Here is a 21,520-nt window from a genome sequence, read left to right as displayed (position 1 = left end):
GGTTTGTACAATAGAGTCCGAGATTTATCCTGTGAAAAAGCTAAGGATTGGAAATTCAATTAGCATGCAATCCAATTTACCAAAGCTTAAAAAACCCCACCGTCAGCCACCCGTTGATCAGCATAAAAATAATGGATGGCAGAGCTTGAAGAATATTGTCCTTTATTTTAATACGAACAATAAAAGCTACGAGCATCATTGCGGTAAATCCGGCTGCGGCCAGGAGCCCGACGCCAGGCATTTTCAATCCCGCGATCAGTCCGGCCGATCCTGCAATTTGCAAGATCCCTGTAAACTTTCGTTGCGAATCAGTCATGCCGAAGCGCTTAAACTCATCGATCATCATCTGCGAGTTCAGGGACTGAAAACCATAGAACAGAAAAAACAGGGCATTCAGGATTAATCCGAATTGGAATGTAGCGGTCAAGCGTCTGTCGATTAGAAGTTTAAGACAAGCATAATGCTTTTGGATATCTCGGCTTATTTTATGTCTGAAGTCAGAGTTTTAACTCTGTGCCGGTTGTTGACAGCAAAAGCTTCTTCGAGTTGATTTCGTTCGGGTACATAGTGGGGGTTCAGCTTTTAAAAAGTAACTTCAATTCCAGAAATCTGTGGCAATCCGTTGTATGTCTGATTATCTCGAATTTCCAGTACTGTTACAGTAAGCAGACCCAATAGAATTGGTAGTCTATAAATAGAATCAGGTGTAAAATTGCGTGATGTCCGGCACTTCGGTTTGGTTTATATCAGAGACAACACGGGTTTGATTTATTTCATAAACTTCAATTACTTTCTGATTATTAGGAGAGTCTATTGAGCATGACGAAGGTCCTGAAAATGCCATTAGACCGATAAAACCGAGAGTAATTGTGGTCCAGATTACGGCTAAAACAATAAATATTTTTTTATTTTTGCTTCAATACTTTCTTCATGGGTGCACTCTTTTGATTGCTTCAATACTTTTTAAGAAATTGTGTGCTCTCCGAAATCTGTTTCTGTTATGATGTACGAAAACTTTTCTGTTGTGTTAAACACTCACCTCAGTCTAAATTGCAGTCCAGCATCGTGATAATTTAGGGTAAGGTTTTAAGATGCAATTGAATACAGTTTTATGAGAGGTGTATAACTGCGAAAAGGGATGATCTATAGCCATTTAGGATGGAACGAACGAGGACCGTTTCTATTTGTATATCGTATTTACAGCTATAATAGAATCTAAAAAGGCTATTTATTTACAGATGGAAAAGATGATACAGGACTACAGTAAGTATACTGAAGAAGATAGTAAGGTCTGGAATACACTATTTGAAAGACAGAAGAAGAATCTGCCGGGAAAAGCTAATGCTGAATATTTGAACTGCCTGACTCAGCTCAACGATGTTTTGAATCCGGACGAGATTGTGAATTTTGATAAACTGAATGAGTATCTGATTGCGGAAAATGGATGGTCGGTCGTTGTAGTACCGGGCCTGATTCCTGTGGCTGATTTTTTCAAGCTGCTTTCTGAAAAGAAGTTCTGCTCTTCTACATGGCTTCGAAAAATGGACCAGCTCGATTATCTCGAGGAACCGGATATGTTTCATGATATTTTTGGCCATATTCCGCTGCTGATGAACGCCGACTATGCCCGTTTTGTAGAAGAGTTTGGCAAGTTGGGAGTTGAGTATGGGCACAATAAAATTGTCGAAAAGCAACTACAGCGTCTATACTGGTTTACAGTTGAATTTGGCTTGATAAAGCAGGATGAAAATACGCAAATATATGGCGCAGGGATAATTTCATCGGCCGGTGAAACGGATCATATATTTGAAGATAATGTTGAGGTTCGTCCCTACATGGTTGATCAGGTTCTGGATAACGATTTCATAACTTCAGAAATACAGACCCGATATTATGAAATTGGATCCTTCGAAGAGCTTTTTAATTCCGTTGGTGAGCTCGAAAAAAACCTAAAAGAAGAGGTGAATGTCTGAGGATATCAGAGTTCAGCGAATGCGTTTTTTCTGATTATTTGTCATCATCTTTATCGCGATTATGGCCGGGACGAGTTTGTGACGGAGGATCACTTGCGGGAAATGTTTTATCAAGCTCTTTGTCCAATTTAGTTTTTTTAGCTTTTTTTTCGGATTTATCGTTTTTCTTTTTTTCCATGACGATACCTTTTTACCTAGATTCCAATTCATACATATCAACATATTCGATATAGTCAACATTCAAAGTAATCAGAGTGCCTATTTGTACTGATTTATGTCTCAGTTTGTTTTTTTTATTTTGAACGGAGGCTATATACAAAAAGTTTTTAATACCATATTTGCATATAAAATTAATTAGTTGAGATGATATTATGAAAAAGCAAAAAGATCGAATCCATCAGAAAGAAAATATATCCTGGAGATCGCGTAAAGTGGCTATTGTAGGTGCAGGGGCAGTAGGTGCGACGTTTGCATATGCGATGGCGCAAAATGGTGCGGCAGAAGAGATATGTTTAATCGATCTTAATGAAGACCTTTGCAAAGGGCAGGTTCTGGACCTCTCTCACGGCCTTCCATTTTATCCAACCATAAATATATATGTCGGTACTGAGGAGGATTATGCGGATGCCGACGTAATTGTGATTACAGCCGGTGCTGCTCAGAAAAAAGGGGAGACTCGTCTGGATCTGCTGAAAAAAAACGGGGCCATTATTGAGGGTATTGTAGATCAGATCACGGCTCAGAATTCTAAAGCTACCATTGTGCTGGTCACTAATCCGGTAGATATCTTGACAAAGATAGCTCTGGAGCGATCAGGTTGGGATCGTAGCCGGGTGATCGGTTCCGGGACTGTTTTGGACAGTTCACGTTTTAAATATTTATTGAGTGATTTTTTTGACGTCTATGTTGGCAGCATACACGCTTACATCCTTGGTGAACATGGCGACAGTGAGTTCGCAGCCTGGTCGATGGCGAATATTTCAGGTGTGCAACTGGATGAGTACAGTAAGCAACTTGGGATTATGAACTGGCCGGAAAAGAAAAAGGAGATTGAGCTGGAAGTTCGGGACTCCGCCTATCATATTATTGATTACAAAGGTGCCACCAATTTTGGAGTTGGTCTGGCATTGGTACAGATTGTGGGAGCGATCCTTAAAAACCAGAGAAGGGTACTCACTGTCTCTTATCATCTGGAAGGTGAGTATGGTATCAGCGATATCTGTTTGGCCACTCCTTGCCTGATTTCACAAGACGGAGTGGCATCAATTATCGGAACGGAACTGACTGACGAGGAACAGAAAAAGTTGGTCCACTCAGCAAGCTTACTGAAAAAAGAGTATGCTAATCTTAAAAGCTAAATCAGACTTGGCAGAGAGATAGCAAAACTCCTTTACGATTCATCAGCCTTGGGTTTGTAACGAGGCCGTACAATCAGGATGTGATTCAGCCCGGTAAGTCTGCAGTCTATATGAGTCCAAGTAGGTGCGTACTCTTTTGCTTCAACTGTGGTTAATCCCACTTTCATAAACTTTTTTTCATTATTTAGAATCAAATCTCGAATATCGTCGGCCGGAATCCATTTTTTGGTCGATTTGATACGGCACTTTAAATCCGCGGCACTGCATAGTCCACCTTTATGAAAACTCAAACGACTACCGGTTTCAGAGTCCGGATAACGGAAGCCGCTCTCAGTATAGTTACCGCCCCATAGCCAATCATTTATTATCACGGAAACTTCCTGCTTATACTCTTTTCCCAAAAAGTCCCGGGTAAACTGCACCACTTTAAGAAGTGTAGGATTGAGATGCCATAACGCAGAATTGCCTCGTTCATCGTAAAGTTTTGGCGGAACAAGTTCTCTCAAATCAAAATCAGGTGCTCCAAATTTAGCCAAATTCATCGTGCCCTTCCCGGTATCTGTTTTTAAGTTGTGAGTAAAATAAAAAAAGGATTGAGGTTTTCAGCCTCAATCCCTAAATGGTTGTCGAGAAGTGTGCTCAAGCACTTCTCGGATGTACTCTTGTTTATTATTTGTGTATCGTGGTTCTCTACATGTAAGGCACGAATAAACAGGAATCCTTACAGATACACAGAAAATAAATTAAATTTTTTATGGGAGTTAAATAACTGTTCTGTAATTGTTTATGGCGTTACACCCGTTTCGGTTTTTAATTAATTTTAATAGCAACTGAATTTGTAGTGTAACTTTGAGAGCAAAAATTAGTCACGCTTTGAAAAATCCTGATTAAACGGATTATGTTCACCCTTCTCGGTTACTACAACTTCAGCAAAACCGGTTGAGTTGTGGCAGTTATTACACGCCTGAATCATGACCATATTTCTATCCATAACCCGATTCCAATCGCCGGACTCTACAGCGTCTTCCAAATCTTCAATAGTCGGTTCCAACATGTTCTCTGTCAACTGCCCAACCGGCTGATCATGATAGACCAAATCCGCTTCAATGATCTCTTCAGTTGCTTCCTCAAGCTCGTGAATATAGAAATCGAGCAGTGCTTCATTCTCGTTGTCAATGGCGTAGGATATCTTATGGACGACGGCCTGCATGGTAGTCATGGTTTCGTAAAGAGAAGGTTTTTGAAGCTCCTGAACGTGATTTTCTAGATTGGTCACTTTTACCCAAAGAAATCCACTCAGGATAACTAAAAAAACACAGATGGCACCTAAAGCTTTGTTCATAACAGTCTATTTATCTTAACGTTGGTGTTGTGATGAATAATCTAATAGAAAAATAACCAAAGTTTAATAAAAACAGAATGAAATATCGATTATCCTAATGCTTGATTGATATCTTCGATAAGATCATCCGGATGTTCCAGACCAACACTGATTCGGATCAAGTTAACAGGAGTGACAGACCCTTCTCCTTCACTACTTTGGCGATGTTCCCAGGTGCTCTCTACACCACCAAGGCTGGTAGCCCGCATGATTAATTTTGAACGTCCCACCATGGCTATAGCCTCCTTTTGATCAGCATCAACCAGGCATGAAACCATGCCTCCAAAACCCTTCATCTGCTTTTTAGCGATTTCATGCCCCGGATGGGAGGGAAGACCCGGATAGATCACTTGGGAAACTTTTGGATGATCATTCAGGAAGTGGGCTATTTTTTCAGCGTGCTCATTATGGCCGCGCATTCTGTATGCGAGCGATCGGGTACTGCGGCTCAGCATCCAGCAATCCTGGGCTGAGGGAACAGCTCCGCCCATTTTTTGAATCAGTTTGATACGCTCAAACCACTCATCATCCTTATTGGCTACAAGTGCGCCCCCCAGAATATCACTGTGCCCGCCAAAGTATTTTGATGTGGAATGGAGTACGATGTCCACACCCAGCTCAAGCGGTAGCTGGTTTACCGGTGTGGGCCAAGTATTATCTGCCATAGTTCGGATTCCGTGCTTTTTTGCCAGCTTGGTAACAGCTTCAATATCAGTAATACGCATTAACGGATTGGATGGCGTCTCAATCCAGATCAGCTTAGTATTGGGGCGGATATGTTTTTCGATGTTCTCTAAATCGGTCATATCAATAAAGTCGGATTCAATTCCCCAGCCGGTCATAATCTTATTTACCATTTTCCGGTTTCCCGCATATACATCTTCCGGGATGATGATATGATCGCCCGGATGCAGGGATTGAAGAACCGCCATACCGGCCGCTATACCTGATGAAAATGCCGCTGCAGCTTCCCCGCCCTCAAGGGTTGCAATCAGGTTTTCAAACTGCAGTCGATTCGGATTTCCAAGCCTGGTATAGTGAAGATCCGATTCGTCCCGGCCCTCCTCGTTGATTTGATAAATGGTGCTGGGAGAGATAGGGGGCACAATCGATTTAGTTGGGTTGTGAATATCGAGTCCCGCGTGGATGGCTTTTGTTTCGAATCGCATAGTCTTCAGTTTAAGAGTTAATTTGATAGTATTTGTTTTAACCATTGCCCTTCGAAGGGGGCAGGGGATGATAAATGATTTTGTTATGTATTAATCAGATACCTAAAACAAAATTTGCTTATAATTTCATTAAAGCATGGACATTTGTACTCAATTTCGTATTTCTGTGGCAATCAAGGTAATTTCTTAAGAAAATAATAATCCGCTGATAAAAAAATTGCAGGCCCTGTCAGGAACCTGCAATCCAATAACCACAACTCTCTTGATGAATAGTTATGAAATAAAGTCTTTAAGCAGGGACCTCAATTTTAACAGAAGGCTCCAGTTTTACTTCCGCTTTTATAGACCGAGTAATCAGGCAGATCTGTTCAGCTTTCTCCAATAAACGGTATGCTTTCTTCTCTTTAGCCTCATCACTGATGATCAGAGTTGCTATAATTGTTATTTCACTCATCACAAATTTTCCGTTTTCATCCCGGCTCATCTTACCTGAACTGCTGATATTCAGATCTTCAAACTCAAATTTTGAATACTCTGCAACGGCGGTAAACGATGTTAGAAAACAGCTGCTAACGGATGCGGTAAACAGGTGCTCGGGTGACCATACTCCTTCAACACCGCCGGGAAATTCAGGAGGTGTGGCTACGTCCAGCTTGTCGTTAATAGCCGGGGAGTCCATGGTTCCGATGCGGCCCTTTTTCCATGCAATATTTACCACATAGCTATGCTCTTCATTGCTGCTCATATTGGGCTGTTTTTTGGTTGATAATTTGCTCGAGTTGAGCTGCCTGAACTACACCGGCTTGCTGCCAGAGTATTTGTCCGTTTTTAAATAGTATCAGTGATGGAACCCCGCGCACCTGGTATTTGATAGCTGCCTGAGGATTTTTCTCCGCATCAATCTTAATGATGTTGATATTATCTCCAAGACGCTTTTTTAGATCCTGCAGAATCGGGCCCATCATTTTGCAGGGACCACACCAATCGGCGTAAAAATCTACAAGAACGGGGGTTTCACCCTTAATTATGTCGTTAAATGTCATCTGTTTTGTTTCTGTGCTCATGTCTGTGTAATGTTTTTGGTTATTGAAATTTGAATTTGATTACCACAAAAGTTCCCTCAATCCGAATGAGGAGAAAGTCTATGTATAAGCTCTTGTATAAATACTGCGCTACTTTATCTCTTCATACTCCACATCTTCAACGGCATCATCTGAAGGGACAGCCCTGGGCGCACATTGTCCGGCCATGCATCCTGTATTGGTTACAGCCTGAAACAAGAAAAAGATTGAAAGTACACCGGAAAGAGAAGCACTGTGCATGAGCCAGTTATAGCCCAATACAAGTCCAAATGCCAAGGCAACCCAACGCATCGGGTGCCAGTTTGTAAATAACTGATCAGATAGATTTGAAAACATAAATTGTAACATTGTGGTTATTCGAAATAGATAGACTGAGATTAGAACGGTTCTATACATGTAATCTTACCGTGCAAACCGTATCTCCGTCTTCGAGAAGAAATTTACTGAGCAGAAATGCAAAACTCAGTTACAATTGTTACAGAAGTGTGATTTTGTTTCGGCTGAGCCGAACCAGCTTGTTACTCTCCATCTGTTTTAGCAGGCGGCTTATGACGACCCTTGCCGTTCCCAATTCATTTGCAAGTTCTTCATGCGTAATTTTGATAGAGCGTTTTCCACTCACTTCAGATCTCTTTTTCAGGTAGCGAAGTAAACGTTCGTCCATTTTTTTGAAGGCCACGGCATTAACAACATCCAGCAGCTCTTGAAATCGCTGGTGATATATTCGAAAAATATAATCGATCCACTCGGGATGTTTTTTTGTCAGGATTCCCAATTTTTCGACAGGAAGCAGCAATACCTCGCTTTTTTCGTTTGCTACCGCTTTAAGCTGATTATTCTCGTTATAAAGTCCGTTTAAAACAGACATAATGCAGGTATCGCCCTCTTTTAGGTAGTAAAGAAGAAGCTCCTTGAATTCATCGTCGGACTGATACACCTTTACGCTTCCTTTTAAAATAATTGGAATGGCGCGGATAGATGAGTTTTCCTCAAACAGAACATCACCCTGTTCCATTTTTCTGATTTGACCATAGCGTCTCAGGTCGTTCAGAAATTCTTCGGAAGCTTCAAACTCCGCAATTTTCTTTAGCTTATCGATAGATTGGGTATTATTAATCATACCTGTTAAGATAACAGAGAATTTGAAATTCAACCACTTATCTTGGGCTAATTTTTAACTGAACGAAATTTTTCTTCACAGACCTCTTTTAAGGCAATGTTCATTTGTTGAAACCCAAGTTCAGTTTTCTTTACTGTACTTTTTAGAAAAGGAACCATCAGCCCGGAAAAAGATTCACCGTGCTCCAAAGCTGTGCTGCCGTTGGGAAGCTTCTCAAGAAGAAAGTAGTGTTCACCGTCAAATAAACCTTTAATAAAAAGTTTTCCCTTCCATCGAAACTCTTTTTGACTCTCGTTCTTGAGTACATTGGGGCTAAAAGTCATCGGTTTATCGAAATTGGGTGGAAGCATGGTAACGGAGATCTGTTTTCCGGTTTCGGCGTGACCTTCAATCTCCCGAATAAAAGGGTTCCAGCGAGAATAATCCTGAAAGTTCATCAGTGTATCCCAAACAATGTGAACCGGTGCGTGAATGTGAATAATTGTCTTAATCTCTTTCATAGGTGAATTTGTAAAATCTTATTTCAGGAGAACATCACCTATTTACGTGAAGTATCGTTAGTAGTTGCGAAACAATCATAATTCGGTAACGCATTTTAATAATTCCATTTCAGAATTGAGACACGAAACGTATATTTAACGGCTTACGGCTATTCCATAATGGTTTACCCAATTACCTATTTTCAGGAATATTAACAGTTCAATTAAACAGCAAATAATGCAGGTATACTTAAACGGTGAATTTCTAGAACAAAAGAAGGCGGCAATTTCAGTTGCAGATCGAGGATTTGTATTTGGTGACGGCGTGTACGAGGTAACTCGCATTGTAAACGGTAAATTTTTTCAGGAAGAGGAGCATCTGATCCGGCTGGATGAGGGATTGAAAGGTTTAAAAATTAATTTGAATGAGAAAATCAGAAATTCGATACCTGAAATCAGTCGCGATTTAATTAATCGAAATGGACATACTGAAGGTGAGGCGACGGTATACTTGCAGGTCACTCGCGGAGCTGCTTTCCCGCGGACTCATACATTCCCTGATCCTGAAGTACCCGCATCAATTTATCTCTCTTCGGGTTCGTTTAAACCGCATAAAAAACTGCATGAAAGTGGTGTAGAGGTGATTACGGTTCCGGATGTTCGATGGACGCGCTGCAATTTAAAAACGATAAATCTGTTGCCGAACACACTTGCCAAACAGCAGGCGAAGGAAGCCGGAGCAAATAGTGCGGTAATGATTCGGGACGGGGTGGTAACTGAGAGCCCAAACGCGAATATTTTTGGAGTGAAAGATGGAGAGCTTCATACTTTTCCGGCTTCAAACTATATTTTGAACGGAATCACACGTCGAGTGGTGATTGATATTGCGAATTCACTCAACATACCTCTTATTACCGAACCGGTTCGGCAGGATGATCTATACGATATGGATGAACTGTTTTTCACAGGTACTACCACAGATATTCAACCGATTATAAAAGTTGATAGGCGTAAAATTGGAAGCGGTAAACCTGGAGAAATTGTTCGGTCTGTTCAAAAAGAGTATGACAAACGTCTTTATGGATAATGAGATCATTTTTTTTCCAGGATTTATTTGTCGGTTTCTGAAGAAGCTTCAAGATTCATACACATTTCTAATATCTTTGCAGAAGCGGAATAAACACCGATTTGCTAGTGTAATCCCCGCTTTTGATCTAATCATCTCACCATTTAAAGTGAACTGTATGTATTGGAGTAGTACCGTTCCCCACAAAGAGTAGAATCTGTGCTCTATATCCTCAATATACCATAGGGAGTTTCCCTATTTTTGGGGATAGGTTTTCTGGTTATTCTGTTGTAGAACAAAATAACAACAGAAAATTTTAACCCTGAGACGATGGAAGCTTTAAATAAATACCCCAAAAAGACTGAAGACTTTAAAACAATCTTGTCACCTGAAGAGCTCTCTTATTTTGAGGCGATCATCTTAAGAAAAAGAGAAGAATCACAGGATGAATTGGAATATTTACAGAAACAAATTGAGGACATACGTTCATCAGATGATGATGACGCCTCATCCCTGACTCATCACATGGGAGATTTGGGCAGTAAAGAGGAGAGTCTTGACTTAACCTACAGACTGATCCAAAGAAATAGAAAATATATCAATGAGCTAAACAGAGCCTTGGTACGTATCGAAAATGGAACGTACGGAATTTGCAGGGCTACAGGAGAGCCAATTAAGAAGGGACGCCTTGAGTTTGCACCTCATACCAGATATACAGTTGAAGCTAAGAAAAAAGGTTTGGATAAGAAGAGAGCTGCTTTAGCTTAAGAAGGTAAGTTTTGAGAGATAAGTGCCCGGTTAGGGGTTCCGGGTACAAAAGAAAAAAGCCCGTTCTGAAAAATCAGAACGGGCTTTACTATTTCCGTTTTACTGGAAAATTTGTCGCTTATTCGTATGTAAGGCTGTTTACTTCAACAGCGCTCAATCCCTTAGGAGTTTCTTCTACGTCAAATTCGACCTCTTCTCCGTCTTCCAAACCTTGGTTAGGAGCTAGGTTGTTTACGTTGTTTCTGTGTACGAAAATATCTTTGCTTCCGTCGTTAGGCTTAATGAATCCAAATCCTTTTTCGGCATCAAACCACTTTACTGTTCCTTGTTGTGTCATTGTATTGTATTGGTATTATTAATCACCCAATAAAGGGTATTTCAGAAGAGTAGAGTTGAATTAACGCGTCAGTCTTAAGAAAGGCTTACCGGGTGTTGTTATATTGTGTCCTTTATTATAAGAGTTTTGTTATCCAATGTCTATTATCTACAAAAATAATTTTTTGGTAAAGGGAAGGCTTCCTAATGCCTTCCCTTAAACTTAGATCAACCTGTGCTCTGCATGGCAGCAGCAACTCCGTTGATGCTTAGAAATAGCAGCTGCTTGAGTTCATTCAGTTCCTCTTCACTATCTGTATTATCCTTTCTGTTCAGTAACTCAACCTGAATCAGGTTCAATGGATAGGTGAAGACATTTCTGAATGCGATTGAATTTTGTATCACTTTTCTGCTGTCAAGAATTTCATCCTGATCCGTAATTTGCAGTATAATCTCCCTGGATCTCTCAAAATCTTTGATGATCCGTTCGTGGAGCCGTTTATCAGATCTTTCACTGTACATTTGAGAAGTGAGCGGGTGCGTACGGGCTATCTCGCGCTGTGCATTATCCACGATTGTTCCGAAGAAACTCCACTCTTTATACCACTTTTTGAGCAGATCGATTGTTTCCGGTTTGTCTTCCAAGAGAGATTCTAGAGATGCCCCCAATCCGTACCAACCGGGCACATTGTATCGTACCTGTGTCCACCCGAATACCCATGGGATCGCTCTCAGGTTTTCGAACTGCAGGCCTTTTTTGCCTCCTCTCGATACCGGGCGGGATGCAATAGGCAAATTACCGATATGTTCTACCGGCGTGATTTTTTTAAACCACGGCCAAAACTCTTCGTCGTCTATCAATTCTCTGTAAGCCTTCATTGAACCTTCGGCTATCCTGTTCATGGTAGATTCGGTTTCATCGCCTTCAACAATCGGCTTTTGGCCTTCACCAGCCGTAACCCTTGCAACGGCATTCACAATCTGTTCCAGGTGGCGACGCGTAATTTCCGGAAGAGAGTATCGGAACGAGATGATTTCACCCTGCTCTGTAAATCGGATGCGTCCGTTGTTACTGATAGATGGAAGTCCCAAAATTGCACGATTGGATCGGCCACCGCCACGACCCACAGAGCCACCTCGGCCATGGAATAGCCTGAAGTCTATGTTATTTTTCCGAAGAACTTCTCCCAACTCTAATTGTGATTTTTGCAGAGCCCAATTGGCCATCCAGTAACCGCCATCTTTGTTACTGTCGGAATATCCGAGCATTATTTCCTGAAAATTGTTTCTGGCTTTTACTTGCTCTTTATACACCGGATTCGACAGAATGTTCTGCATCTGCTCGGCGCTCATATCCAAATCCTCAATGGTTTCAAACAGAGGAACGACGTCAATTTCGCTTTCAATCTTGTTGTTTTTCATTCTCCAGAGACCGGTCTCTTTGGCGAGAAGAACAACTTCGAGCATATCACTGACACCATGCGTCATACTGATGATATAGCAGCCAAATGCATTCTCATCCAGCTTTTTCAATGTGGTAATAAGCCGGAAAACATTCAAAATCTCTTCGGTAGGTTCACTCAGTTTTGCATTTATAGGAGCGAGCGGACGTGGATTACGAAGCTCACTCATCAGAAGATCAACTTTTTCCTGCTCGTCCAACGACTCATACTTGGAATGAACATTTGCTTCTGAAAGCAGCTCGCTAACGGCGCTCTCATGGCGTCCGCTGTGCTGGCGAATGTCGAGTGCTGCCATGTGGAAACCGAAAGTTTTTGCACGAATCATCAGATCATTAAAGTCTCCAAAACGTGCAACATCTTCTAGTCCGGCTTCTTTAAGTGAATCGGCGATCAACTCCAGGTCTTCAATAAAATCTGAAGCTCTGTATGTTGCTGATTCCAGTACCTCTTGTTCAGGCTGATCTAATTCATCAAGCATGTACTGAAGTCTGTGCATGATGTGCGTAATCTTTCTCCGAAAAGGTTCATTCTTATAGGGTCGTTTATACTGCTCGCTGAGCGGAAACTCCTGTTCATCTTTTTTAAGCGATTTTATCAGTTTTTCCGGAACCTGAACAAAGTTTTTCGATACGGATAGATAGCGGCGAATCATTCTGAGATCTCTCAGATACAGCTTTAACGCTACACGCCTGTGGTAGGTTAATGTTTTCCAGGTTACATCGCGTGTAACATTTGGATTACCGTCCCGGTCGCTGCCAATCCAGGAGCGATACTTAAGAACAATTGGCAGGTCTGGAGTTTTATTATATTGCTGAGAAAAAGCAGAACTGATGTCATCGTATAGTCTTGGCACAGTTTCCCAGATTGTGTTTGAAAAGAAAAACAGGCCGTTTTCAACTTCATCTTCAACAGTAAGTCGTTCCGGACGTACCTCATCGGTTGATATCAAAAGGGCTATCTCATTAACTACTTGATGCAGATAAGCATCTTTTTCGTTGGGAGTGAGGTTCTCATTTTCAAGCTGATTAATCTTGGCAGTAATATTTTCCTGTTTGTAAAGAACACTTCGGCGACGCGCCTCAGTTGGGTGTGCTGTAACAGTCGGTTGGATATCAAGTTTTTTAAATAGTTCGAGCGCTTCCTCGTAGCTCATTTCATTCTCTTTAAAATACCTCAATGCATCTGCGATACTCTCCGACCTGGGATTTTCAGTATCAATGGTTTTGGAGCGCTCTCTGTTAATGCGGATAATCTCATGCTGTTCAAGTGAGTTAACCAGGTGGAAAAAAATAGTGGTTAGTCTAAGAAGACCTCTGATCTCATCTGAAGAGAGTTTACTGATTTTTTCGACCAACTCCCTGTTCTCTTCTCCACCATTCTGATCGAGAGCGGATGCCGCCTGATCCGGTAGATTAGCGGCTAATTCTCGAAGCGGCTCATTATCATTATGAACAAGATATTCTTCCAGAAGACCTGTCAGAGATGTTAATTTATCCGTTAGCGGTTCGCTGATATTAGATTTCTTTGCGTAGTGCTGTATTGTTTCTTTCCATTTCATAGAAAATACCCTTCCCTTCAGATTAATTAATTAAAATGATGTTTTATTAAACCTTCACAACGTTCTGATTTAGAAAATCAGAAATTTTACCGTCTCGATTTAAAAAAACAAATTATTTACTTTTGTCAGTCCGAGCGATATAAATGATCAGTGCCCGACTGATGAATCTCATGTTAGGTAGACGAGCGAAAACACCAATATTGTGAAAAGTATAAAACTCATGATGACTTCCATAGATGGGCTGTATCGAGAAGCTTGATTCTCTTTATTCGTAAACGGATTGAGCCAAAGCATCGGATTCTTGAAATTTTTTGTCAGGAACCCGGCAATATCCCAGATCTTCTCTTCAACTCGGTCGTAGAAGTTATCAACTCCGTGAACAAATACTCTGCGCGCGGCCGGTGTTGCCTTTCTGTAGAACCAGTCCACATCGAGCGCGATAATCAACTCTCCGGCGAGTTTCTTTCGGAGTAACCAGAAACCGGCAAACGTCATTAAACTTATCTGAGTGACCTCTACAAAGTGGTAGATGGTGAACGGATTATAGTCTGCATCAAATGGCAGATAAATGTAGAGTGCCTGTGGATAGAGACCGTAAAAAATACAGGCAAAGGCAGCCATTCCCATCCCGAGATACATATTTTTCGGAAGCGGCTTTACCTCTATATCATTATCCTCTTTTCCGAACCATGTGTAGTAAGGGAGTTTCAACCCAACGCTTAAAAATGTACCGACGGATGCAAAAAGAAGCATCAGCATGGCCGCTTCATTGTGAGCATAACCTGCGGCACTAATGGTCATTGATTTACTGATGTATCCGTTAAACAGAGGCAATCCTGAGATTGAAAATCCACCCACAAGGTAGAGTCCCAATACATAAGGCATTTTTTTAGCAAGACCGCCAAGGTGTACAAGTTTGGATGTGCCTGTTGCATAAAGTACGGCACCCGTACTCATAAAAAGGAGGGATTTATAAAGAATGTGGCTGTATGCATGGGCAGTAGCTCCATTCAGAGCAAGGTCTGTACCAATACCGATACCGCAAACCATAAATCCAACCTGGCTGATAATGTGATAAGCGAGAATTTCTCTGATATCTTTACAGATTACCGCATACACTACACCATAAATAGCCATAGCCGCACCAAACCAAATGAGCAGCTCCCAACCCGGAAAGACTCGTATGAGTACGTATACCGCAGACTTGGTCGTAAATGCACTCATAAATACAGCGCCGGTAACGGTTGCCTTCGGGTAGGCGTCCGCCAGCCAGGTGTGAAGCGGAATTACAGCCGCGTTGATGGATACACCAATCAACATCATCACATTACCGATTGTATACTCTTGAGCGAGTGATTCAACTAAAAGAGATCCGGTATCCATATAGTGCCAGATAATGCCGGCTAAAAGCAGTCCGCCTCCAAGTACATGATAGATCAGATAGCGCATTCCGGCTTTGTCTGAAGCTTCATTGCGATTTGCCCAGATCAGCCATGTTGAGCTTACGGCCATCAACTCCCAGAAAATAATAAGAGTGAGTAAATCACCGGCAAAGGTAACTCCCAAAGCACTGCCGGCATAGACAAGGGCATTGACCTGCTGTCCTAAATCTTTTATGTGCCAAGCGTATGTACCGGCCACAAATGCTGTGATGGCAAAAATAATCCCAAACACACGGCTTAAGGAGTCCATCTCCATTACAATCAGTTCAAAAGAACCCAGAGATGCTGTAAGTGTATATCCGTCAGGTCGGGTTATAACAAATGCCAACGCGGCTACAGGAAAAATTAGAAAAACCGAACTCCGGAATTTTTCAGGAAGCAGTGAAAGCAGTACTGCACCGATAATTAAAATGACACCCGGTATGGTTAAAAACTCAATCATAATAGTTGATGTCGCGGTTTACAATGTTTTTGGCAATAAATTTGGCAACATAGATGATGACGATACAGCTTACAAAGCCAAAAAGGGCATAAAAAGCGGGAATCGAGTTCCACCAATGGCTGTCGTAATCGGCCAGATAGGTGAACTCAAAAACCAGAGTTACCAGAAAAAGTATACCTAGTATGATCCAATGCCAGTTTTTCATGGTGATGGTGAATTAAATAGTGATTCACTGATTTGCGCAGCAAGATCGAAAAAGTTGAAAAAGAGATTCGGGAACAGTCCAAAGAGGACGGAAAGTGTGGCCGTTATTACAATGGGTACAACCATAAAGGGTGATGCCTCACCATATTTTTCCAGTCCTTCACCTTTCTTGAAATAAGCCCGGTGAATGATAGGGAAGAAGTATCCTGCATTTAAAAGTCCACTCACGATCAGGATGATTACCGGAATCATCATATCTCCCTCAAGAGATCCGGAGATCAGATAGAACTTACTGAAAAAACCGTTGATGGGCGGGATACCCGCAAGGCCCATCGACCCTACTACAAAAGCGCCCATCGTCCAGGGCATCACTTTGGCTATTCCGTTTAAATTGCTGATTTCTGTTCGGTGCAGATTTACAATAATGGCTCCGGCGCAGAAAAAGAGAGTAATTTTCATTGTGGCATGAGCGGCAATGTGCATAATGCCACCTTGAATTCCCAAAGGAGTCAGCAGAGCGATACCCAGCACAATGTAGGAAAGGTGACCAACCGTAGAATATGCAAGACGTCGTTTTAAATTGTCTTGTGCAAAAGCTATCAAAGAAGCCAGGATGATGGTTGCTCCGGCCAGGACAATGATAATATCATTTAAACCGTAATCGCCCATTACATCCACGCCAAAAACGTAGCCTACAACACGGAGAACAGCAAAAACACCGGATTTCACAACAGCAACAGCGTGCAGAAGAGCACTTACAGGAGTTGGAGCAGCCATGGCAGCAGGAAGCCAGCCGTGAAGCGGCATGATACCGGCTTTAACACCCACTCCACCCAGAAAGAGGATGAACATCACCAGAATCATGTGATAAGGGATGTCCGAATCACCAAGAATTCCGCCCGGTGTAAAATCAAGCGTTCCGGTGTAGTAGTAAACCATTCCGGCTGCAGCAATCAGAAGGAGTCCGGCTGTGAGTGTGAAGGCCAGATATTTACGACCGGCTTTAATGGCATCATCCGATTCGGTATGAATCACAAGAGGGTAGGTGGCCAGCGTTAAAAGCTCGTAAAATACAATGAATGTGAGCAGATTTCCGGAGAAAGCAATTCCAATAGTTGCCGACAAACAGATTGCAAAACTTGCATAATATCTTGTCTGTTTATGTTCTTTGTGCCCACGAACGTATCCGATTGAGTAGAACGAGGTGAAAATCCATAGTCCGGATGCAATGACGGCAAAGAATACGCCCAGAGGATCTGCATTCAGTGCAAATGGCAAGCCGGGAGCCAGATCGAAAAGGTGCAGGCTAACACTTTCACCGTTTAGTGCAGATGGAAGAAGCGTCAGAACCAGCCCAAATTTCACCAAAGCGGCGATGATGGTCCATGTTTCCCGTAAATTTGGTTTGGATGAACTCCACAGGATGAACGGGACCGCTGCAAGCGATGATAAAATAGCTAATAAAGGTACAAGCGTAAGATCCATCTATCTTTATGTGTATTTAAAATCTTCTAAAAACTGAATCAGAAATTAAAGGTGTTTTTTTTACTGGCTTAATTATCAATTACATTGGAAAAATATTAAAGAGAATTCCAACGATTGCGGCGTTTGCAAAACCGATTACAAACAGAGCAATGGCAAGAACCGACGTTGGAAACATCATACTGAAGCCGACTTCATTTCGTTTAGCATCTGTTGCCGATTTCTGATCTTTCTTTGGATTCATCATATAAACTTTTTCCAGAATTCTGAAGAAGTAAACAGCATTCAGAAGCGAGCTGATTAAAATGACTGCCAGAAAGATCCAATTCTCATTATCAATTGTTCCCAGTGCCAGATACCATTTACTGAAGAAACCGGCCAATGGCGGCAATCCAACCATGGAGATGGCAGCCACACTAAACGAGGCCATTGTCCAGGGATATTTTTTTCGGTAGCTGTCGTCAAACTTGCTGATGTCTGAATGACCTTCTTTCATTCGAAGATTTCCGGCAACCAGGAACAGACAGGCTTTCATTACGGCGTGATTTAACACATGAAGCAGCGCGCCTGCAAACCCAAGAGGATTGGCCAAACTCAGCCCCATTATAATGTAACCGATCTGAGAAACACTGCTATATGCCAGCATGCGCTTCATTTCAGTTTGGGCAATAGCCATAATGGAACCATAGAGTATTCCAATGGCTGCCAGAACACCAATAACAGTAGTGATAGGGGCAACGGCGTCGGTTAACTCTACACCAAATAGATAGAAAACAATTCTAAAGAGAATGTATGCGGCTACTTTTGTCCCGATTGGAGCAATGAGTGCAGTGGAACTGGATGAAGCAAAAGTATAAGAGTCAGGCAACCATCCGTGAAGTGGGAAAAGTGCCGCTTTTACGCCTATGCCGACAACCATAAATACCAAAGCAGCAACTACAGAGGTATCTGTAGCAAAGCTTGGCAGCATAGCCGCCATATCAATAATGTTTAATGTACCGGTTACCGTGTAGAGAAAACCTACTCCCAGCAGATATAAAGTACCTCCTGCTGTTCCGATTATCAGATATCGAAAAGCGGCAAAGGGTGCCGGACGTGATCCGATAGCGATTAAACCGTAACTGGCCAGTGACGAAATTTCCAGAAATACATAAAGATTGAAGAGATCACCGGTTAGGATCATTCCATTGAATCCAAGCAGCGCCAGCATGGCCAGTGCAAAGTAGGGCATCTCTTTACCGGGATACTCCGTCCGGGCTACATGTCGCGAATGAATTAATACAAAAAATGCTACTGTATTGATAACCAGGATAAAAAATCCGGATAACCCATCGTAGACAAATTCAATACCAACGGGTGGTTCCCAGCCACCAAAGAAGTAGCGTATACTGCCGGTTTGCAGATACGATATAAAACCGTATAGAGATAATACGGAGGCAATGCCCGATCCCAAAACCGCAAGCGGTTGGGAAGTAGAAGGTTTCCAGAACCCCAATGCCGGAATCAGTATGGCAAATAGTACAAATGTAAGAGCAATTAGTGCCGGTAGATGCGACTCAATCATTGAATTTCTTCTAACAGTTCCTGTTCGTCAAGGGTCCCGTATCGGTTGTAAATGGCCATCAGCAGAGTAAAGGCGACCCCGAGTGTAGCAACTCCCACCACAATAGCGGTCAGCATTAAAGTGTGCGGCAGCGGATTCAAATAGTTGGCAACCTGCTCAACAGATATGTTTGAATCTCTAACCGGAACTGTGGCATCCCATTTTGATGCAATTGAAACAAAATAGAGAACAACAGAGACCTGAAAGATGGCCAGCCCGATTGTTTTTTTAACCAAGTTCTTTTTAAAAAGTATTCCGTATAGGCCAACGCACATCAGAATAATTACAAACCAGTAAGCGTAGTGACCCAGAAAAAAATCAAGCATAATCTTCGCCTTTTATCATATTATCATAAATCATCACAAGGATAGCCATCACTGCAAGCCCGATTCCTACCTCGATGATAAGAATACCCCAGTATCGCATGTAGCCGGGCTCCATTGCCAGAAATGGAAGTTGTTCATAATCCAGAAAATATCCGCCTGTTGCCATAGCAGCCAAACCGGTAAGGAAATAGATGATAACTCCAATTACCGCCAGTGGTGTAGTTGCAAATTCCTGAATTTGAAGTCGGGATACGCGTCTTCCGCCTGAAAGCCGTATTAAAAGTATAGATGCGGCCAGAAGTGTTCCTCCCTGGAATCCGCCACCGGGACTATAGTGCCCAAAAAAGATTACATAAAGTCCAAACAACATGATATATGGACTCAACAATCTGGAACCGAGCAGGATGATAGGGCTTTCTTCTTGTCGCCTCATATCTGCCTCCTCCGGCTACGCAGAATTAAAATTGTGATGAGACCGGCAGTAAAAACTACTACTTGTTCGCCAAACGTATCCACGCTTCTGTAATCACCAAGAATCACGGTTACGATGTTTGGGGTTTTTGCGTCGTTGTAGGCTTCCTGAATCACGTAGCTGCCGACCACCTCTGTACCGGTGATGCTTTCCTCTGCGTGCATCAGGTTGTCTGGATCTCCGCGGAAGGGAAGGTCACTCGCTGCGTATATCATAACAGACGCAAATAAAATCAGTATGATGATTTTTAGTGCTTTCAATCGTTTGAATGTCTTGTGGTTTGATAGATTACTACTACATATAGAACTCCGGACACACCGGCACCGATTACTGCTTCGGTAAATCCAACATCAATGGCTCCCATAGCTACAAAAAGAAGTGCCATTAAAAAGCTAAAGACTGTGGTCATTACCACGGCAACCAGAAGGTCTTTTACCTCAAGCGCAACAATGGCCGAAAGCAGAAGAAAAATGTAAATAACAAGTTCTAATTCCCAGATCATGTTGACGGCCCTCCCTTTTTATCGTCGTTTAGGAGGGGTTTTATCCCTTTTTTTAATGCAGCTCTTGCAAGGGCATGTGTGCCAATGGGGTTTGAAAGTGCAATAAATAGAACAACTAAAAAGAGTTTACCGCTGCTGAGCGTAAATCCTTCGTAGATGATCAATCCAATGATCACGAAAAATACACCGAGTGTATCACTTTTACTGACCGCATGGGTTCGGGAGTAAAAATCCGGTAGTCTCAATATGCCGATGCTCCCCATCAACATGAAAATAATGCCGGTTGTTACAAACAGAATGCTAAAGATTGATTGTATTTCAAGCATTTCGCCGTGTTTTTGGAGATGTAATGTATTTTGCAATTGCCAATACCCCGATGAAGCCAAGAACAGCATAGGCCAGGGTGATATCTATAAACATGTCAATGCGTCCAAACAAAAAACCAATCAGGCATATTAGAACAATTGTTTTAGTAGCAATAGCATTAGTAGCCAGCAGGCGGTCGAAGACTGTGGGGCCTTTCACCACCCTGACCAGTGGAACAGCGATAATGATGGTAAGTACCACAGCGCTATACAGAAAAAAATGTTCCATTTAAGTATGTGTATATTCTTTGGTCGTAATTTGAACATCACTGATTACAGGTCGTGCCTCTTTTTCAAAAAGCTTAAGGACTTCCCTGGGCATTTCATCCGAAATTATCCCCTTATAAGAAGACTCATCGAGAGCGTGAACAATAAAGTTATCCCCTTCAATGTCTACAGTCAGTGTTCCCGGTGTTAGGGTGATGGAGTTGCCCAGTATAACTTTAGCATGAGAACTGGGTAGATCTACTTTGAAACGTAAAATGCTCAGTTTCGTTGGCAGCCTGGGGCTGAATATCACTTTTACTACATGAAAACCGGCGACCACGATTTGATAAATCATCCAGAAAAAATAGAAAACAGCCCTGAAAAAACGAATATCCTTGAGGTCGTTCATGTCATCACTGAAAAACCGGTGTACTTTCAGTCTATAATGAACTGCCATTACACCGGCAACGGAGAGAACCCCCATGGTTAAATGAACGGCATCAAAAAAACCACTCATCACCACCCAAAACAGCATGAGGGAGATAAATGACAGTGATAAACTGTAGAGCGAAAGTTTGTTCATTAGTTAGCAGTAAATTGATGACGTCTTGGTAATAAGCCTATAAACTATCAAAAAGGTGATATTAACCGCAATAAAAATCGATCTGTTTTGGAATTGTTTACAAATTTCAAAAAAGTAAAGATTGATTATAGCCTTCACTAAAATGTTTCTTAAATTTGAG

The 21,520-nt window shown here is 42.0% G+C and carries 27 protein-coding genes; 4 read left to right on the top strand and 23 right to left on the bottom strand.

The window, feature by feature from the left end; translation table 11 throughout:
• Nucleotides 1-76: 76 nt before the first annotated feature.
• Complete coding sequence (locus ACESM0_RS04010; protein WP_372903884.1) at nt 77-343, bottom strand: DoxX family protein; 267 nt, start codon at nt 341-343, stop codon at nt 77-79.
• An 895-nt stretch (nt 344-1,238) separates the two neighbouring features.
• Between ACESM0_RS04010 and ACESM0_RS04005 the strand changes: the two genes are divergently transcribed.
• The gene (locus ACESM0_RS04005) at nt 1,239-1,973 is read left to right on the top strand and encodes a phenylalanine 4-monooxygenase (RefSeq protein ID WP_372903880.1); all 735 of its coding nucleotides are present in this window, start codon (nt 1,239-1,241) and stop codon (nt 1,971-1,973) included.
• Nucleotides 1,974-2,007: 34 nt separating this feature from the next.
• On the opposite strand, the gene ACESM0_RS04000 is transcribed toward ACESM0_RS04005, so the two are convergent.
• The gene (locus tag ACESM0_RS04000; RefSeq protein WP_372903878.1) at nt 2,008-2,151 is read right to left on the bottom strand and encodes a hypothetical protein; all 144 of its coding nucleotides are present in this window, start codon (nt 2,149-2,151) and stop codon (nt 2,008-2,010) included.
• 232 nt (nt 2,152-2,383) lie between these two features.
• Between ACESM0_RS04000 and ACESM0_RS03995 the strand changes: the two genes are divergently transcribed.
• The gene (locus ACESM0_RS03995; RefSeq protein ID WP_372903882.1) at nt 2,384-3,331 is read left to right on the top strand and encodes an L-lactate dehydrogenase; all 948 of its coding nucleotides are present in this window, start codon (nt 2,384-2,386) and stop codon (nt 3,329-3,331) included.
• Between the two features lie 32 nt (nt 3,332-3,363).
• On the opposite strand, the gene ACESM0_RS03990 is transcribed toward ACESM0_RS03995, so the two are convergent.
• The 8 genes from ACESM0_RS03990 to ACESM0_RS03955 form a co-directional block, all read right to left on the bottom strand.
• Complete coding sequence (locus ACESM0_RS03990; protein ID WP_372903876.1) at nt 3,364-3,873, bottom strand: hypothetical protein; 510 nt, start codon at nt 3,871-3,873, stop codon at nt 3,364-3,366.
• Nucleotides 3,874-4,193: 320 nt separating this feature from the next.
• The gene (locus ACESM0_RS03985) at nt 4,194-4,673 is read right to left on the bottom strand and encodes a hypothetical protein (protein ID WP_372903874.1); all 480 of its coding nucleotides are present in this window, start codon (nt 4,671-4,673) and stop codon (nt 4,194-4,196) included.
• Nucleotides 4,674-4,762: 89 nt separating this feature from the next.
• Nucleotides 4,763-5,881: a trans-sulfuration enzyme family protein gene (locus ACESM0_RS03980; protein ID WP_372903872.1), complete on the bottom strand. Its 1,119-nt coding sequence runs from the start codon at nt 5,879-5,881 to the stop codon at nt 4,763-4,765.
• Between the two features lie 289 nt (nt 5,882-6,170).
• Nucleotides 6,171-6,626: an OsmC family protein gene (locus ACESM0_RS03975; RefSeq protein WP_372903870.1), complete on the bottom strand. Its 456-nt coding sequence runs from the start codon at nt 6,624-6,626 to the stop codon at nt 6,171-6,173.
• On the bottom strand, nt 6,613-6,945 hold the full coding sequence (gene trxA / locus ACESM0_RS03970) for a thioredoxin (RefSeq protein ID WP_372903869.1): 333 nt from the start codon (nt 6,943-6,945) through the stop codon (nt 6,613-6,615). Before trxA ends, ACESM0_RS03975 begins: the two co-directional genes overlap by 14 nt.
• Nucleotides 6,946-7,053: 108 nt before the next feature.
• Nucleotides 7,054-7,299, bottom strand: coding sequence for a hypothetical protein (locus ACESM0_RS03965; protein WP_372903867.1), 246 nt, complete (start codon nt 7,297-7,299; stop codon nt 7,054-7,056).
• A gap of 139 nt (nt 7,300-7,438) precedes the next feature.
• Nucleotides 7,439-8,083 carry a Crp/Fnr family transcriptional regulator gene (locus tag ACESM0_RS03960; protein WP_372903865.1) on the bottom strand — a complete coding sequence of 215 codons (645 nt, stop codon included), beginning with the start codon at nt 8,081-8,083 and terminating at the stop codon, nt 7,439-7,441.
• A gap of 47 nt (nt 8,084-8,130) precedes the next feature.
• Complete coding sequence (locus tag ACESM0_RS03955; RefSeq protein ID WP_372903863.1) at nt 8,131-8,583, bottom strand: SRPBCC family protein; 453 nt, start codon at nt 8,581-8,583, stop codon at nt 8,131-8,133.
• Between the two features lie 217 nt (nt 8,584-8,800).
• On the opposite strand from ACESM0_RS03955, the gene ACESM0_RS03950 reads away from it, so the two are divergent.
• Both ACESM0_RS03950 and ACESM0_RS03945 read left to right on the top strand, forming a co-directional pair.
• Nucleotides 8,801-9,649, top strand: coding sequence for an aminotransferase class IV (locus ACESM0_RS03950; protein ID WP_372903861.1), 849 nt, complete (start codon nt 8,801-8,803; stop codon nt 9,647-9,649).
• Nucleotides 9,650-9,958: 309 nt separating this feature from the next.
• Nucleotides 9,959-10,396 carry a TraR/DksA family transcriptional regulator gene (locus tag ACESM0_RS03945; RefSeq protein WP_372903859.1) on the top strand — a complete coding sequence of 146 codons (438 nt, stop codon included), beginning with the start codon at nt 9,959-9,961 and terminating at the stop codon, nt 10,394-10,396.
• A gap of 118 nt (nt 10,397-10,514) precedes the next feature.
• On the opposite strand, the gene ACESM0_RS03940 is transcribed toward ACESM0_RS03945, so the two are convergent.
• The 13 genes from ACESM0_RS03940 to ACESM0_RS03880 form a co-directional block, all read right to left on the bottom strand.
• Nucleotides 10,515-10,733, bottom strand: coding sequence for a cold shock domain-containing protein (locus ACESM0_RS03940; RefSeq protein WP_322572614.1), 219 nt, complete (start codon nt 10,731-10,733; stop codon nt 10,515-10,517).
• 206 nt (nt 10,734-10,939) lie between these two features.
• The gene (gene ppc / locus ACESM0_RS03935) at nt 10,940-13,732 is read right to left on the bottom strand and encodes a phosphoenolpyruvate carboxylase (protein ID WP_372903857.1); all 2,793 of its coding nucleotides are present in this window, start codon (nt 13,730-13,732) and stop codon (nt 10,940-10,942) included.
• Between the two features lie 168 nt (nt 13,733-13,900).
• Entirely contained in the window at nt 13,901-15,616 is a 1,716-nt protein-coding gene (locus ACESM0_RS03930; protein WP_372903855.1) for a Na(+)/H(+) antiporter subunit D, read from the bottom strand.
• Nucleotides 15,609-15,821, bottom strand: coding sequence for a hypothetical protein (locus ACESM0_RS03925; protein ID WP_372903853.1), 213 nt, complete (start codon nt 15,819-15,821; stop codon nt 15,609-15,611). Before ACESM0_RS03925 ends, ACESM0_RS03930 begins: the two co-directional genes overlap by 8 nt.
• The gene (locus ACESM0_RS03920) at nt 15,818-17,305 is read right to left on the bottom strand and encodes a monovalent cation/H+ antiporter subunit D family protein (RefSeq protein WP_372903851.1); all 1,488 of its coding nucleotides are present in this window, start codon (nt 17,303-17,305) and stop codon (nt 15,818-15,820) included. Before ACESM0_RS03920 ends, ACESM0_RS03925 begins: the two co-directional genes overlap by 4 nt.
• 79 nt (nt 17,306-17,384) lie before the next feature.
• The gene (locus ACESM0_RS03915; RefSeq protein ID WP_372903849.1) at nt 17,385-18,866 is read right to left on the bottom strand and encodes a complex I subunit 5 family protein; all 1,482 of its coding nucleotides are present in this window, start codon (nt 18,864-18,866) and stop codon (nt 17,385-17,387) included.
• A complete protein-coding gene (locus ACESM0_RS03910; protein WP_372903847.1) occupies nt 18,863-19,231 on the bottom strand; it encodes a cation:proton antiporter subunit C in 369 nt (122 codons plus the stop codon). Before ACESM0_RS03910 ends, ACESM0_RS03915 begins: the two co-directional genes overlap by 4 nt.
• Nucleotides 19,224-19,664: an MnhB domain-containing protein gene (locus tag ACESM0_RS03905; RefSeq protein ID WP_372903845.1), complete on the bottom strand. Its 441-nt coding sequence runs from the start codon at nt 19,662-19,664 to the stop codon at nt 19,224-19,226. Before ACESM0_RS03905 ends, ACESM0_RS03910 begins: the two co-directional genes overlap by 8 nt.
• On the bottom strand, nt 19,661-19,963 hold the full coding sequence (gene mbhE / locus ACESM0_RS03900) for a hydrogen gas-evolving membrane-bound hydrogenase subunit E (RefSeq protein WP_372903843.1): 303 nt from the start codon (nt 19,961-19,963) through the stop codon (nt 19,661-19,663). Before mbhE ends, ACESM0_RS03905 begins: the two co-directional genes overlap by 4 nt.
• Nucleotides 19,960-20,205 (bottom strand): Na(+)/H(+) antiporter subunit B, encoded by a 246-nt coding sequence (locus tag ACESM0_RS03895; RefSeq protein ID WP_372903841.1) that lies wholly within the window; start codon nt 20,203-20,205, stop codon nt 19,960-19,962. Before ACESM0_RS03895 ends, mbhE begins: the two co-directional genes overlap by 4 nt.
• Complete coding sequence (mnhG, locus tag ACESM0_RS03890) at nt 20,202-20,531, bottom strand: monovalent cation/H(+) antiporter subunit G (RefSeq protein WP_372903839.1); 330 nt, start codon at nt 20,529-20,531, stop codon at nt 20,202-20,204. The genes ACESM0_RS03895 and mnhG overlap by 4 nt, the downstream gene beginning before the upstream one ends.
• Nucleotides 20,524-20,799 (bottom strand): monovalent cation/H+ antiporter complex subunit F, encoded by a 276-nt coding sequence (locus ACESM0_RS03885; RefSeq protein WP_372903837.1) that lies wholly within the window; start codon nt 20,797-20,799, stop codon nt 20,524-20,526. Before ACESM0_RS03885 ends, mnhG begins: the two co-directional genes overlap by 8 nt.
• A complete protein-coding gene (locus tag ACESM0_RS03880) occupies nt 20,800-21,360 on the bottom strand; it encodes a Na+/H+ antiporter subunit E (protein ID WP_372903835.1) in 561 nt (186 codons plus the stop codon).
• Nucleotides 21,361-21,520: the final 160 nt, after the last annotated feature.

Origin of the sequence: Rhodohalobacter sp., from assembly GCF_041686455.1 — a bacterium.
Classification (GTDB): domain Bacteria; phylum Bacteroidota; class Rhodothermia; order Balneolales; family Balneolaceae; genus Rhodohalobacter.
This window is presented reverse-complemented; position numbering and strand designations above follow the sequence as displayed.